This is a genomic window from Wenxinia marina DSM 24838, from assembly GCF_000379485.1.
Classification (GTDB): domain Bacteria; phylum Pseudomonadota; class Alphaproteobacteria; order Rhodobacterales; family Rhodobacteraceae; genus Wenxinia; species Wenxinia marina.
Genome location: NZ_KB902279.1, coordinates 12,643 through 26,953, shown reverse-complemented (window position 1 = coordinate 26,953; position 14,311 = coordinate 12,643). Strand labels below are relative to the sequence as shown.

Genomic DNA, 14,311 nt, shown 5'->3' with positions numbered 1-14,311 from the left:
GGCAGCGTCGCGTCAGGTGGGCAATGCGCGGGGCGGCGGGCGGCCGACGGCCGGGGCGTCGCCCCGCCTTCAGCACAGCGCGTCGAGGATGTCGCCGTCGCCCACGGGATCGAAGCACAGCGTCCCGCCGGAGCGCGGCCTGACCGTCACGAAGTCCTCGAAGGTGAAGGGGTCAATGCCGACCTGGAAGGCGGGCGCGTAGTCGACCCACGTCTCCACCACGATCGTGTGGTCCACCTCGCTCATCGTCGGGATGCGGTCGCGGGCGGCGTTGACGGTGGCGGCGTCGAGCTCGTCCGGTCCGCCGCGCGTCCGCGACCAGGCGACCGTGAAGGCGTCCTCGTCCGCGTCGTAGCCGATGACGGTGACGCGCAGCGCGACGTCCTGGTCGGTATTCACGGCTAAGGTCTGCAGTTCGTACAGCGAATCGATGTAGCGCTCGGTGATCAGGGTCTGCTCGCGGCTCAGCGTGTCGCCGATCGTGTAGCCGGTCTTGATGTTCACGGTCTGCGCCCGGTAGGCGTCGAAGAACACGAAGGTGCCGAGGTAGCACCAGATCAGCGCCGGCAGCATGATGACCGCCTCGACGGTGACGCTTCCCTCCTCGGCGCGGAGGCGGCGGGCGAGGGCGCCCGGAAGACGCTTGATCATGGGCGGGATCCTCAGAACGGCTCGATGACGTAGGACGAGGTCGCCACGAGGGCGTAGGCGCCGCCGGACTCGCGGGGGAGAGACGCGCCGAGGCCGGTCGTCGGGAACATCGGATCGAACAGGGCGCAGGCGCGCAGCACCATCAGCTGGTTCTGCCCGCCGTTGGCGAAGTTGGCGGGCGGCGTGCCGGGCTCGTCCCGGTTCGCGCAATCCGCCACAGGCGCGATCGCGAGACCGGTCCACGGATCGACCCGGCGCATCTCCAGCTTCAGCTCGGTCGTGCAGGTGTCCATCACCAGCACGTGCTCGCAGATGGCGTCCACGAGATCCTGGTGGTCCGCGTCGGTCAGCGCGCCGAGCCGCACCTCCCGCACCGCGAGGTCGAGCGCCCGGTCCAGCATGACGTGCCGGGTCATCAGCATCCCCAGCTCGAACGTCGAGAGGAAGATCAGGATGAAGCCGGGCAGGAGGATGCAGAATTCCAGCGTCGCCGAGCCCCGCTCGGCCTTCGAGAAGCGCCGCAGGGCGCGGATCAGCCGGTGGGTCATTGGGTCAGCCTCAGGGCGCGGATCTGGTTGGCGATGGCGCGGAACACGGTCTGGATCTCCATCCCGTTCGCGTCGAAGTAGCGGCCGGCCGTGCCGGCGCAGCCGGCGATCTGGGTGCGGCCGTTCTGGGGCGCCTGAAAGGCGATGCCGTAGACGATCACTCCTTCCTCGCGGGCCTCGGCGCAGACCTCCTGCAGCTGGGCGTTCATGCTGGCGACGCTGGTGCGGGTGCGGAACGCGTCCATCTGCGCATTGTAGGCGGCGCTCATGCTCTGCCCCATTGCGCCGGCCGGGCGGGCGAAGAACTGCCACGCGACGTAGCTCATCCGCATCTCGGCCCAGAGCTGCGGCCAGGTCTGCTGCACCGGCGCCGTGCCCCAGGGGGTCGCTTGCCAGCTGTTGGCGTGCGGGACGTAGTACCTGTTCGGTCCGGGCCGGGCGGCCACGAAGACCGAATAGGTGCCGTCCGAGGCCCGGTAGACGGGCGAGGGGCCGGACCGGAAGGGCGCGTTCACCCGCTCCTCGGCGAAGTGCTCGCCGTCGGTCATCACCACGATCACCTTGCGGGCGTTCGGCGTGTCGAAGGCGAAGGGATGCCCCGCCAGCGCCGCCGGCGACTGGCCGAGCGCGATCAGGCCCGCCATCCGCGGCTGGAAGGCGGGGTCGATCAGCGTCGTGCCCCAGCGCATGCCGGCGTTGATCGAGGTCGCGCCGACGGCCGTGAGGTTGCTGATGTGCGACTGCAGGGTGGCGACGCTGGTGGTCGGCGACAGCACCGTATTGGTGAAGCTGGGCGGGCACCACATGTTGGTGGTGCGCGGAGGGTAGCTCGACGGCGAGGCGTAGTAGTTGCCGGGGTAGTTCGAGAATGAGGTCGAGAAGGTGTCGGCGTAGGCGGTCGCCGGGATCGCGAGGGTGGGCGGGATGACCTGCGCGTCGTAGGCCGCCTGGGGCAGGTCCACGCAGTTGACGCCCGGGACGCCGGTGGGGTCGACCACGTTGTGCAGCGACGCCAGCGGCGCACCGAGGTTCACCTGCCCGTTGAACGGCACGATCCCGATCGAGACGCGGCCGGGCTCGTACTCCTCGATGATCGTCTCGACGAACTCGTTCGCGGCGATCTGCAGGTTGACCAGCTTGTTGTCGCTGGCCATCGAGCCCGAGACGTCGAGGACGAGGACGATCTCGAGGTCCATCGCCGCCTCGCTGGCGGTGCTGGCCGCCGGCGCGGTCAGCGCCTCGATGCCGAGCAGCTTGAGGAAGTAGGTGTCCATATCGCCGCTGGCGACCGCGGTCACCGTGCGGCTGTTGTAGGCGTTCGTGACGCTGACCGTCTGAAGGTAGTCGTCGAGGCCCGCGGCGGCGAAGTAGTCGCGCACGACCGTCTCGGGGTCGAGGGTCTGGTTCAGCGACGCCGCGGCGAGGACCGCGCGGTCGGCGGTCGACTGCAGGTTGGCGCGGGTCCGCTCGTAGCGCACGAAGTCGACGCCCATGCCGCCCACGGCGAGCATCAGGATCAGCAGGAACAGGCTCAAGACGATCATCGATCCGGCCTCGTCCCGCCCGAAACGGGCGAGCGGCCGGCGCGCGCTGGCAGCGGCGGTCCTGACCATGTCGGTCTCCATCAGACGCATGTAGCGGTGCCGGAAAAAGCCGGCGCCGTCGGCAAGGATCCCCCCGGATCCCGGCCACGTTTAGGTTGCCTTTGAGTGATGGCGGAAATGAGGCGGCAGCTTCCGGAAATAGGCTGGATTTTCCGCAGTCTGGCCGACAATTCAGGTCGGCGGGCCGCACCCGTTCCGGGGCGGAGACAATCGGCTTCAAAGTGCGGTTAACCAAAGGCGGCCAGTCTGCACGCGCCACATTTCGGGCTGACCCCGCCCGATTCGGGACTAGGATCGTCACCGTGGGCGCGGCCGATCCAACGGCCGGCCATGGCGCGGGCGATCCGCGCCCGACAGGAAGGAAACCGACGATGAACGATCAGCCCGTGACCCCGGTGGAGCCGAGCTTCCGCGACAGCGTCGACATCATGTTCAACCGCGCCGTCGCGCTGATGGACCTCTCCCCCGGCCTCGAGGAGAAGATCCGCGTCTGCAACGCGACCTATACGGTGCGCTTCGGCGTGCGCCTGCGCGGCCGGATCGTCACCTTCACCGGTTACCGCTCGGTCCATTCCGAGCACATGGAGCCGGTGAAGGGCGGCATCCGCTACGCCCCCAACGTCCATCAGGACGAGGTCGAGGCGCTGGCGGCGCTGATGACCTACAAGTGCGCGCTGGTCGAGGTGCCCTACGGCGGCTCCAAGGGGGGCCTCCGCATCGACCCCCGAGAGTGGGAGGAGCACGAGCTGGAGCTGATCACCCGCCGCTTCGCCTACGAGCTGGCCAAGCGCGACCTCATCAACCCGGCCCAGAACGTACCCGCCCCCGACATGGGCACGGGCGAGCGCGAGATGGCGTGGATCGCCGACCAGTACCGGCGGATGAACACCACCGACATCAACGCCAGCGCCTGCGTCACCGGCAAGCCGCTCAATTCCGGCGGCATCGCCGGCCGGGTCGAGGCGACAGGCCGCGGCGTGCAGTTCGCCTTGCGCGAGTTCTTCCGCCATCCCGAGGACGTGGCGAAGGCGAACCTGTCGGGTTCGCTGGAGGGCAAGCGGGTGATCGTCCAGGGCCTCGGCAACGTCGGCTACCACGCCGCCAAGTTCCTGTCCGAGGAGGACGGCTGCCGCATCACCGGCGTGATCGAACGCGACGGCGCGCTGCTGTCGGGCGACGGCATCGACATCGAGGCGCTGAAGCAGTGGATCGGCAAGCACGGCACGATAAAGGGCTTCCCGTCCGCCCGCATGGTCGAGGACGGCGCCAGCGTCCTGGAGGCCGAGTGCGACATCCTCATCCCCGCCGCGCTGGAGGGCGTCATCCACCTCGGCAACGCCGAGCGGATCAAGGCGCCGCTGATCATCGAGGCGGCGAACGGGCCGATCACGGCCGGCGGCGACGAGGTGCTGCGCGGCAAGGGCACCGTCATCATCCCCGACATGTACGCCAACGCCGGCGGCGTGACGGTCAGCTATTTCGAGTGGGTCAAGAACCTCTCCCACATCCGCTTCGGCCGGATGCAGCGCCGGGCGGAGGAGACCGAGCACCACCTGATCGTGGAAGAGCTGGAGCGATTGAGCGCGGACAAGGGCCTCGGCTGGACGCTCTCGCCCGACTTCAAGTCGCGCTACCTCAAGGGCGCGGACGAGCTGGCGCTGGTCCGCTCCGGCCTCGACGACACGATGCGCACCGCCTACCAGGCGATGCGCGAGGTGTGGTGGAGCCGCGACGACGTGCACGACCTGCGCACCGCCGCCTACCTCGTCGCCATCGGCCGGGTCGCGGCGAGCTACCGCGCCAAGGGCCTCTGACAGGCCCCATTGCCCCTGCCGCGCCGCCGGCTAGGGTGGCCGGGCAGGGGAGTGCGATGGGCTATTCGGGGTTCCGGGTTTTCTGGGAGGGGCTGACGGGCAACCGCGGCTGGCGGCCCGTCTGGCGCGAACCGGAGCCGAAGGCGCGCTACAAGGTCCTCGTCATCGGCGGCGGCGGGCACGGCCTGTCCACCGCCTATTACCTGGCCAGGAACCACGGAATCACCGACGTCGCGGTGCTGGAAAAGGGCTGGCTCGGCTCCGGCAACATCGGGCGGAACACGACCATCGTGCGCGCCAACTACTTCCTGCCGGGCAACTCGGAGTTCTACTCGCACTCGCTGAAGCTGTGGGAAGGGCTGGAGGGCGAGCTCGGCTACAACGTGATGCACAGCCAGCGCGGCCTCATCAACCTGTTCCACTCCGACGGCCAGCGCGATGCCTTCGTCCGCCGCGGCAACGCGATGGCGGCGCAGGGCGACGACGCGGTGCTGCTGGACCGCGAGGGGGTGCGCGGGCTGCTGCCCTATCTCGACTTCGAGCAGGCGCGCTTCCCGATCCACGGCGGCCTGCTGCACCCCCGCGGCGGCACCGCACGGCACGACGCGGTCGCCTGGGGCTACGCCCGCGCCGCCGACGCGCGCGGCGTCGACCTGATCCAGAACTGCGGCGTCACCGGCATCCGGGTGGAGAACGGGCGGGTGCGCGGGGTCGAGACGACCCGGGGCCCGATCGAGGCGGAGAGCGTCGCCATCGTCGTGGCGGGCCGGACCAGTCAGGTCGCCGCGATGGCGGGCCTGCGCGTGCCGATCGAGAGCCACGTCCTGCAGGCCTTCGTGACCGAGGGGCTGAAGCCGGTGATCGACCACGTCGTCAGCTTCGGCATGGGCCACTTCTACATCAGCCAGTCCGACAAGGGCGGCCTCGTCTTCGGCGGCGACCTCGACTTCCATCCGTCCTACGCGCAGCGCGGCAACCTGCCCATGGCCGAGCACGTGATGGAGGCGGCGATGACGCTGATGCCGGTGATCGGCCGGGCCAAGGTCGTGCGGAGCTGGGGCGGCATCATGGACATGTCGCCCGACGGCTCGCCGGTGATCGACCGGACGGACGTCGAGGGGCTGTTCCTGAACTGCGGCTGGAACTACGGCGGCTTCAAGGCCGTGCCCGCCTCGGGCTGGGCGCTGGCGCACCTGATCGCGACGGGCGCCCCGCACGAGAGTGCGGCGCGGTTCCGGCTGGACCGCTTCCGCACCGGCCGCGGCCTGATGGACGAGGAGGGGACGGGTGCGCAGCATCACCTGCACTGAGGCGCATCATGTCGCCGTTCCGCGGGCGGCGGCGTCCGGCTTGGATACTTATGGCTCGGTGAGAGGGGCAGGGGTGGCGAGTCATCCGCGGGCGGTGGCGCGGGGCGAGGGCGGCGCATGCGCCTGACCTGCCCGCACTGCGGCGCCCGCGACCGTCGCGAATTCACCTATCACGGGCCGGCCTCGCTGCTGGACCGCCCGGCGCCGGACGCCGGCGAGGCGGCGTGGAATGCCTACCTGCACCTGCGCGACAACCCCGAGGGCGAGAGCCGCGAGCTGTGGTACCACGAGCCCTGCCGCGCCTGGGCCGTGATCACCCGCGACACCCGCACCCACGCCGTCCACGGGAGCGCGGCGCCGTGAGGCTGGACGGTCACGGCCTGATCGACCGGACGTCACCCCTGTCCTTCACCTTCGACGGGCGGCGGATCGACGCCTTCTCCGGCGACACCGTCGCCTCGGCGCTGCTGGCGAACGGCGTCCGCCTCGTCGGGCGGTCGTTCAAGTACCACCGCCCGCGCGGCATCTTCACCTGCGGCTCGGAAGAGCCGTCGGCGCTGGTCACCGTCGGCCGCGGGCAGGGGCAGGAGCCGAACGCCCGGGCGACGATGGTCGAGGCGGCGGAGGGGCTGGAGGTGCGCAGCCAGAACGCCTGGCCGTCGCTCCGCGTCGACGTCATGGCGGCGGCCGACCTCCTGCACCCGTTCTTCGGAGCGGGCTTCTACTACAAGACCTTCATGTGGCCCCGCGCCTTCTGGGAGCGGCTCTACGAGCCCGCGATCCGCCGCGCCGCCGGCCTCGGCCGCCTGTCGGGCGTCCCGGCGGAGGACGACGCGGACAAGGCCTACTCCTTCTGCGAGCTGCTGGTCATCGGCGCCGGCCCCGCCGGCCTGATGGCCGCGCTGACGGCCGGGCGGGCGGGCGCGGACGTGATCCTCGCCGACGAGCATCCCCGCATGGGCGGCCGCCTGCTGATGGAGGCGGAGGAGGTGGACGGTCTCTCGGCCGCCGACTGGGCGGAGGAGGCGGTGGAGGAGCTGGCCTCCCTGCCGAACGTCCGGCTGATGCCGCGCACCACCGTCACCGGCGCCTACGACGGCGGCGTCTACGGCGCGTTGCAGCGGGGGGCGTCGGACACGTTCTGGCGGATCACCTGCGCCCGCGCGATCCTCGCCTCCGGCGCAATCGAGCGGTCCATCGCCTTTCCCGGCAACGACCGGCCGGGCGTCATGCTGGCGGGCGCCGTGCGGGGGTACCTGCACCGCTACGGCGTGGCGGCGGGGCGCGAGGTCGCGGTCTTCGGCGCGACGGACGACGCGCACCGGACGGCGCGCGACCTGACGCGGGCGGGCGTGGAGGCGGTCATGCTCGACGCCCGCGAGGACGCGCCGGCGGGGGACGGGTTCGAGGTCCTCACCCGCGCCCGCGTCACCGGGACGACCGGCCGGCACGGGATCGCGACGCTGACGGTGACCCATGCGGGCGGGGCGCGGAGCCTGCACGCGGACTGCCTCGCCGTCTCGGGCGGCTGGAACCCGGCGCTGCATTTCACGTGCCACCATAATGGCCGGCCGCGGTGGGACGAGGCGCTCGCGACCTTCGTGCCGACGCCGGACGCGGTACGGGGCCTCGCGGCGGCGGGCGCGGCGCGCGGCGACTTCTCCACCCATGGCGCGCTGGCGGGCGGCGCGGCCGCCGGCCGCGACGCGCTGGCGGCGCTGGGCCGCTCCGCACCCGAGGCTCCGCTGCCGCGGGCCGAGGACCGCCCGGTGCGCCAGCAGGCCTTCTGGATGGTGGAGGCGACGGGCCGCAAGTGGCTCGACCTGCAGAACGACGTAACCGACAAGGACATCCGCCTGTCCGCGCAGGAGGCGTTTCGTTCGGTCGAGCACATGAAGCGCTACACGACGCAAGGCATGGCCGCCGACCAGGGCAAGACGTCGAACGTCGCCGCCCTCGCGCTGCTCGCGGACGCCACGGGCCGCGGCATCCCCGCGACCGGCACGACGACCTTCCGCCCGCCGTACGTGCCCGTCCCCATCGCCGCCATGGGCGCCGGCGCCCGCGGCCGGGGCTTCGCGCCCGAGCGGCGGACGGCGGCGGACACCGACCACCGCCGGAGGGGTGCGCCGATGATCGAGGCGGGGCTGTGGGTCCGGCCCTCGTACTACCCCGCGCCGGGCGAGACGACATGGCGCCAGTCCTGCGACCGCGAGGTCCGCACGGTGCGCGAGCGGGTGGGCGTCTGCGACGTCTCCACCCTCGGCAAGATCGAGGTGCAGGGGCCGGACGCCGGCGCCTTCCTCGACATCGTCTACGCGAACCGCATGTCCACGCTGGCCGAGGGGCGCGTCCGCTACGGCCTGATGCTGCGCGAGGACGGACACGTCATGGACGACGGCACCTGTGCGCGGCTGCCGGGCGGACGTTGGATCGTCACGACGACCACCGCCGCGGCGGGGCCGGTGATGCGGCACATGGACTACGCGCGGCAGTGCCTCGCGCGGGATCTGGACGTGAGCCTCGTTTCGGTGACCGACCACTGGACCCAGATCGCCGTCGCCGGCCCGCTGGCGCGGCGCCTTCTTGACAGCCTCGGCGACCTGCCCCTGCTCCCCTTCATGGGCTGTGCCGAGACCACGCTCGGCGGCGCCCCCGCGCGCCTCTTCCGCATCTCCTTCTCCGGCGAGGAAGGCTACGAGATCGCCGTCCCCGCCCGCTTCGGCGCATCGCTCTGGCGGCTGGCGGTGGCCCAGGCCGAAAGCCTCGGCGGCGCACCCTACGGGCTGGAGGCGCTGAACGTCCTGCGGTTGGAGAAGGGCTTCCTGACCCATGCCGAGATGGACGGGCGGACCACCGCCTACGACCTCGGCCTCGGCGGGATGGTGGCGGACAAGGACGCGATCGGCGTCGCCGCCTCCCGCCGGCCCGGCCTCGTCGATCCCGACCGGCCCCGCCTCGTCGGGCTCGTCCCGATCGACCCGGCGGGCGTGATGACCGCCGGCGCCCACCTCTACGACCGCAGCGCCGCGGCGACGCGGCCGAACGGGCAGGGGCACGTCACCTCCGCCGGCCATTCGCCGACGCTGGGCCACGCGCTCGGCCTCGCGCTGCTGCGCGGCGGACCGGAGCGGCACGGCGAGGTGATCCGCCTCGTCGACGCGATGCGCCACGTCGAGACGGAGGTGCGGGTCGGCCCGACCTGCGCCTACGACCCGGACGGAGGGCGGATGCGTGGTTGAGCTGATCGCGGCGGACCCCTGGGACGGCGCCCTGCCGCTGTCGGAAGGCGATGTCGCCCTGTCGGCGATGCCGGAGGCCCGCACGACCGGCATCGCCCCCTTCGCCGGCCGCGAGGACGGCGTCTCCACCGCCCTGAGGGAGGCGTTCGGCCTGCCGTTCTCAGGGCCGAACGAACACCAGTCCGCGGGGGAGGTCCGCCTCCTCTGGACCGGCCCCGGCCGCGCCCTCCTGATCGGCGCCGCCCCGCCCGACGGCCTGAGCGACACCGCCGCCCTCACCGACCTGACCGACGCCGAGGCCGCCGCCCGGCTGGAGGGCCCGGCCGCCGAGGCGGTCCTCGCGCGCCTCGTCCCTCTCGACCTGCGCCCCTCCGCGTTCCCCGAGGGCGCCACCGCCCGCACCCTCCTCGGCCACATGACCGCAACCGTCACCCGCCTCGGGCCCGAGGCGTTCGAACTGCGGGTCATGCGCTCGATGGCCGGAACCCTCGTCCACGACCTCCGGCGCGCGATGCGCCACGCCGCCGCCCGCGCCTGACCGGCTCCCCTATCTTGCCTCAAATACCTCCGGGGGGAGGCCGCGCCCCGCGCGGCCGGGGGGCAGCGCCCCCCACGCGCCGCTTGCGGCGCGCGCGCCGTCCGACGATCCTGCGCGGCGATGGACCCGACCTTCGGCTACTGCGAGCGCATCGACCCGGACCTCTGGGCCGAGCCGCTGAACGCCGTCACCAACGTCGCCTTCCTCCTCGCCGCGTGGATCACCTGGGCCCGGGCCGTCGACCGCACCGGGCGGGCGCTCGCGCTCGCGCTCCTGGCCATCGGCGTGGCGAGCGGCCTGTGGCACACGCTGGCGCGGGGTTGGGCCGGGGTCCTCGACACGCTGACCATCCTGGCCTTCGCGGCGATCTATCTTCACGCCGCGGTCCGGGATTTCCTCGGTCGTGGCGGCACCGCCGGCCTCGTCATCGCCGCCTTCTACCTCGGCTTCGCCGTGATCGGCGGGCACCAGTTGCAGGTCGCGGCCCCGGCGCTCGGCGCGAATGCATTCTACATCGCCATCGCGATCCTGATCGGCGCGTGGGGCGTGGCGCTCGTCCGGCCCGCGCCGCCGCTGGGCTGGGGCCTGATCGCCGCCGCCGCGCTCCTCGGCGTCTCCATCACCGTTCGCGCGCTGGACGCCCCGCTCTGCGACCGGCTCCCGCAGGGGACGCACTGGCTGTGGCACCTGCTCAACGCGATCGTCCTCGGCTGGATGGCCGAGCTGCGGCGTCCCTACGCGCCGCGCCTTGAAGGCGGGGGGAGGGGGCGCTAGACGCGGGGCGATCCCTTCAAGGAGGCCCCCATGTCCATCGACAAGGACACCGCCGCCCGTGTCGCCCATCTCGCCCGCATCCGCGTGGATGAGGAGCGCCTGCCCGCGCTGGCCGAGGAGTTCAACGCGATCCTCGGCTTCATCGAGCAGCTGAACGAGGTGGACGTTGACGGCGTGGAGCCGATGACGAGCGTCACGCCGATGCGGCTGAAGCGGCGCGAGGATGTGGTGACAGACGGCGACCGGCAGGCCGAGGTGCTGAAGAACGCGCCCGACGCCCGCGAGGGCTTCTTCGCGGTGCCGAAGGTGGTGGAGTGACCATGACCGATCTGACGAGCCTCACCATCGCCGCCGCCCGCGACGCGCTGCGCAAGGGCGACGTGACCAGCGCCGAGCTGACCGAGGCGTGCCTGACCGCCATCGACGGCGCGGACGCGCTGAACGCGTTCGTCCACAAGACGCCGGAGATCGCGCGGCAGCAGGCGGCGGCCGCCGACGCCCGTCGCGGCGCCGACGCGCCCGACCTGAACGGCATCCCCCTCGGCATCAAGGACCTGTTCTGCACGAAAGGCGTGCCGAGCCAGGCGGCCAGCCGCATCCTCGACGGCTTCCGCCCCGAATACGAATCCACCGTCACCCGCCAGCTGTTCGAAGCCGGCGCGGTGATGCTGGGCAAGCTGAACATGGACGAGTTCGCGATGGGCTCGTCGAACGAGACCAGCGTCTACGGCAACGCGGTGAACCCCTGGCGGCGCGAGGGCGACGACACCGCGCTGACGCCCGGCGGCTCGTCCGGCGGGTCGGCGGCGGCGGTGGCGGCCGGCCTCTGCCTCGGCGCGACCGGCACGGACACCGGCGGCTCGATCCGCCAGCCCGCGGCCTTCACCGGCATCACCGGGATCAAGCCGACCTACGGTCGGGTCAGCCGCTGGGGCATCATCGCCTTCGCTTCGTCGCTGGACCAGGCCGGGCCGATGGCCAGGGACGTGCGCGACGCCGCGATCCTGCTGCGCGCGATGGCCGGGCACGACCCGCTCGATTCCACCTCCGCCGACCTTCCCGTGCCGGACTTCGAGGCGATGCTGACCGGCGACATCCGCGGCAAGACCATCGGCATCCCGCGCGAGTACCGGATGGACGGCATGCCGGACGAGATCGAGTCGCTGTGGGCCGAGGGCCGCAGGATGATGGAGGATGCGGGCGCGCGAATCGTCGACATCTCGCTGCCGCATACGAAGTACGCGCTGCCGGCCTACTACGTCGTCGCCCCGGCCGAGGCGTCGTCCAACCTCGCCCGCTACGACGGCGTGCGCTATGGCCGCCGGGCGAAGCTGGCGCAGGGCGACGGCATTGCCGAAATGTACGAGAAGACCCGCGCCGAGGGCTTCGGCGACGAGGTGCAGCGGCGGGTGATGATCGGCACCTACGTCCTGTCCGCCGGCTTCTACGACGCCTACTACAACCGCGCCCGCAAGGTCCGCGCCCTCATCAAGCGCGACTTCGAGGAGGCGTTCGCGAACGGGGTCGACGCGATCCTGACGCCCGCGACGCCGTCCGCGGCCTTCGGCCTCGGCGAGATGGCGGACGCCGATCCGGTGCAGATGTACCTCAACGACGTGTTCACCGTGACGGTGAACCTCGCCGGCCTGCCCGGCATCTCCGTGCCTGCCGGCCTCGACCGGCAGGGCCTGCCGCTGGGCCTGCAGCTGATCGGCCGGCCGTGGGAGGAGGGCGATCTGCTGAACACCGCCTACGCACTGGAACGTGCGGCGAACTTCGTGGCCAAGCCCGGCAAGTGGTGGTAGAAGCGACGACCGTGTTTCCAGGGGTCAGGGTGGACCGATGACCGGGACTGCGAAGATCATCTCTGCGGCGCTGGCCGCCGCCCTGCTGGCCGGCTGCGCCCCGAGCGTGCCGGACAGCGGCCGTGGCGTCGGATACTCCGACTACTCGCTGTACGAGCTGGAGCGCGCCCGCCGCGAGGCCGAGTTGCAGAGCGCCGTCCGGCCGACGGCCGCGCCGCCCGTCGCCGCGACGCCCTCCGCCGCGCCGACTGCGCCGGGCGGGATCAGCAGCGCCGACCTCGCCGCCGCCGGGATCGGCCCGGCGCAGACGCTGCCCTCCGCCGCGCCGGTCAGCGCCGCGCCGCTGGGCACCGCGCCCGCGACCGTGGCCGGTCTCGATCCGAACCGCACTGCGGGCCTGCAGGCCAGCCCGTCGAACGCGGCGCCCGCATCGGTGAACAACGGCGGCATTTCGGACACCCAGAACTTCGACGCCGTCGCCAGCCGCGAATCGATCGAGTCCGACGCCGCCCGCATCCGCGAGCTCGCCGCCCAGTACGAGGTCGTGCAGCCGACCGCGCTGCCCCAGCGCGCGGACGCGGGGCCGAACATCATCCAGTACGCCCTGAACGCGCCGAACCGGCGCGGGCAGGAATGGTACTCGCGCTCGATCTTCCACACCCAGGCCCGGTTCGAGCGGAACTGCTCGGCCTACCGTTCGCCCGACGACGCGCAGCGCGACTTCCTGTCCCGCGGCGGGCCGGAGCGCGACAGCCTCGGGATCGATCCCGACGGCGACGGCTTCGCCTGCGGCTGGGACCCGGCGCCGTTCCGCGCCGCAGTGGGGCAGGGCTGAGCGTCACCACCCATCGCTCGCCGAATCGGGGGCCGCGCCGGGGCGGCGTGCGCCCGTCCCTCGTCGTGATCCACTACACCGCGATGGCGACCTGCGACGCCGCGCTGGAGCGTCTGTGCGATCCGGCGGCCGAGGTGTCGGCCCACTGGCTCATCGGCGAGGGCGGGCGGACCTGGGCGCTGGTGGACGAGGCGGAGCGCGCCTGGCACGCGGGCGCCGGCCACTGGGCGGGCACCGCGGACGTGAACTCGCACTCCATCGGGATCGAACTCGCCAACGACGGCCGCACGCCGTACCCCGAGGCGCAGATGCTGGCGCTTGAGACGCTGTTGGCCGGCATCGCCGCGCGGTGGGACGTCCGGCCCGAGGGGGTGATCGGTCACTCCGACATGGCGCCGGTGCGCAAGGCCGATCCCGGGCCGCTGTTCGACTGGCGGCGACTGGCGCGGGCGGACCTGTCGGTCTGGCCCGAGGGAGCGGAGGGCGAGGCCGATCCGGCAGCGTTCCGCGAGGCCCTCGCGGCGTTCGGCTACGATCCCGCCCTGCCGATCGAGACGCTGCTCGCCGCGTTCCGCCTGCGCTTCGCGCCGCACGCGACGGGACCGCTGACGGGGCGCGAGACGGCGATGGCCCGCGATCTCGCCCTGCGCTGGCCGGCGCGGCGGCTGACGACCCCGCCCGAGGTCCAGTCCGCCCGCGATTGACCGCGCCGGGCGCGCCGCATATGGGACGCGGGCGCGGAGGGTCGGACGGCCGCGGGGGCCTCCGGGTCTTCGAGGAAAGTCCGGACTCCCGTCTGGCACGGTGCCGGGTAACGCCCGGCCGGGGCAACCCGAGGGAAAGCGCCACAGAGAACAGTCCGCCCGGCACGTCCGGGTCAGGGTGAAACGGTGGGGTAAGAGCCCACCGCGGGACGGGCAACCGGACCGGCACGGCAAGCCCCACCGGGAGCAATGCCGAATAGGGGCCTCGCGCGGAGGGTGACTTCCGCAGGGACGCCAGACCCCGAGAGGCCCGGGTTGGCAGCTGGAGGCACGCGGCAACGCGTGCCCGAGAGGAATGGTCGTCGCTCCGGGGCGTGTCTCCGGAGGCACAGAATCCGGCTTACAGACCCTCCGCGCACCTTGATTCGCGTCTCGGCGATATTACGCTCATAGGCAATGCATTTGTAATCGCGGCGGAATCCGCCG

At 72.2% G+C, this 14,311-nt stretch carries 13 protein-coding genes and 1 other RNA gene; 11 read left to right on the top strand and 3 right to left on the bottom strand.

Features of this window, described 5'->3' with window-relative positions; all coding sequences use genetic code 11:
* Positions 1-69: 69 nt before the first annotated feature.
* Genes A37W_RS20945 through A37W_RS0104300 form a run of 3 tightly spaced genes read right to left on the bottom strand, consistent with a single transcriptional unit; the run spans position 70 to position 2,833 of the window.
* On the bottom strand, positions 70-651 hold the full coding sequence (locus A37W_RS20945; protein ID WP_018301793.1) for a TadE/TadG family type IV pilus assembly protein: 582 nt from the start codon (positions 649-651) through the stop codon (positions 70-72).
* A gap of 11 nt (positions 652-662) precedes the next feature.
* On the bottom strand, positions 663-1,199 hold the full coding sequence (locus A37W_RS0104305) for a TadE/TadG family type IV pilus assembly protein (RefSeq protein WP_018301792.1): 537 nt from the start codon (positions 1,197-1,199) through the stop codon (positions 663-665).
* Positions 1,196-2,833, bottom strand: coding sequence for a vWA domain-containing protein (locus A37W_RS0104300; RefSeq protein WP_026198289.1), 1,638 nt, complete (start codon positions 2,831-2,833; stop codon positions 1,196-1,198). Before A37W_RS0104300 ends, A37W_RS0104305 begins: the two co-directional genes overlap by 4 nt.
* A 341-nt stretch (positions 2,834-3,174) precedes the next feature.
* Between A37W_RS0104300 and A37W_RS0104295 the strand changes: the two genes are divergently transcribed.
* From A37W_RS0104295 to rnpB, 11 genes are all read left to right on the top strand, one after another.
* Positions 3,175-4,617 (top strand): Glu/Leu/Phe/Val family dehydrogenase, encoded by a 1,443-nt coding sequence (locus A37W_RS0104295; RefSeq protein ID WP_018301790.1) that lies wholly within the window; start codon positions 3,175-3,177, stop codon positions 4,615-4,617.
* 56 nt (positions 4,618-4,673) lie between these two features.
* Positions 4,674-5,927, top strand: coding sequence for a sarcosine oxidase subunit beta family protein (locus tag A37W_RS0104290; RefSeq protein WP_018301789.1), 1,254 nt, complete (start codon positions 4,674-4,676; stop codon positions 5,925-5,927).
* A gap of 117 nt (positions 5,928-6,044) precedes the next feature.
* Positions 6,045-6,290 carry a sarcosine oxidase subunit delta gene (locus A37W_RS0104285; RefSeq protein ID WP_018301788.1) on the top strand — a complete coding sequence of 82 codons (246 nt, stop codon included), beginning with the start codon at positions 6,045-6,047 and terminating at the stop codon, positions 6,288-6,290.
* Positions 6,287-9,169, top strand: coding sequence for a 2Fe-2S iron-sulfur cluster-binding protein (locus A37W_RS0104280; RefSeq protein WP_018301787.1), 2,883 nt, complete (start codon positions 6,287-6,289; stop codon positions 9,167-9,169). The genes A37W_RS0104285 and A37W_RS0104280 overlap by 4 nt, the downstream gene beginning before the upstream one ends.
* A complete protein-coding gene (locus A37W_RS0104275; protein ID WP_018301786.1) occupies positions 9,162-9,707 on the top strand; it encodes a sarcosine oxidase subunit gamma in 546 nt (181 codons plus the stop codon). Before A37W_RS0104280 ends, A37W_RS0104275 begins: the two co-directional genes overlap by 8 nt.
* A 120-nt stretch (positions 9,708-9,827) precedes the next feature.
* Positions 9,828-10,481, top strand: a complete 654-nt coding sequence (locus A37W_RS0104270; RefSeq protein WP_018301785.1) for a hypothetical protein — start codon at positions 9,828-9,830, stop codon at positions 10,479-10,481.
* Positions 10,482-10,511: 30 nt separating this feature from the next.
* Positions 10,512-10,799: an Asp-tRNA(Asn)/Glu-tRNA(Gln) amidotransferase subunit GatC gene (gene gatC / locus A37W_RS0104265; protein WP_018301784.1), complete on the top strand. Its 288-nt coding sequence runs from the start codon at positions 10,512-10,514 to the stop codon at positions 10,797-10,799.
* Between the two features lie 2 nt (positions 10,800-10,801).
* Positions 10,802-12,286 (top strand): Asp-tRNA(Asn)/Glu-tRNA(Gln) amidotransferase subunit GatA, encoded by a 1,485-nt coding sequence (gene gatA, locus A37W_RS0104260; protein ID WP_026198287.1) that lies wholly within the window; start codon positions 10,802-10,804, stop codon positions 12,284-12,286.
* A 37-nt stretch (positions 12,287-12,323) separates the two neighbouring features.
* A complete protein-coding gene (locus A37W_RS24215) occupies positions 12,324-13,121 on the top strand; it encodes a hypothetical protein (protein ID WP_018301782.1) in 798 nt (265 codons plus the stop codon).
* Positions 13,122-13,168: 47 nt separating this feature from the next.
* On the top strand, positions 13,169-13,825 hold the full coding sequence (locus A37W_RS0104250; protein WP_018301781.1) for an N-acetylmuramoyl-L-alanine amidase: 657 nt from the start codon (positions 13,169-13,171) through the stop codon (positions 13,823-13,825).
* Between the two features lie 33 nt (positions 13,826-13,858).
* Positions 13,859-14,244, top strand: an RNA gene (rnpB, locus tag A37W_RS22705) — RNase P RNA component class A.
* The last annotated feature ends 67 nt before the right edge of the window (positions 14,245-14,311 follow it).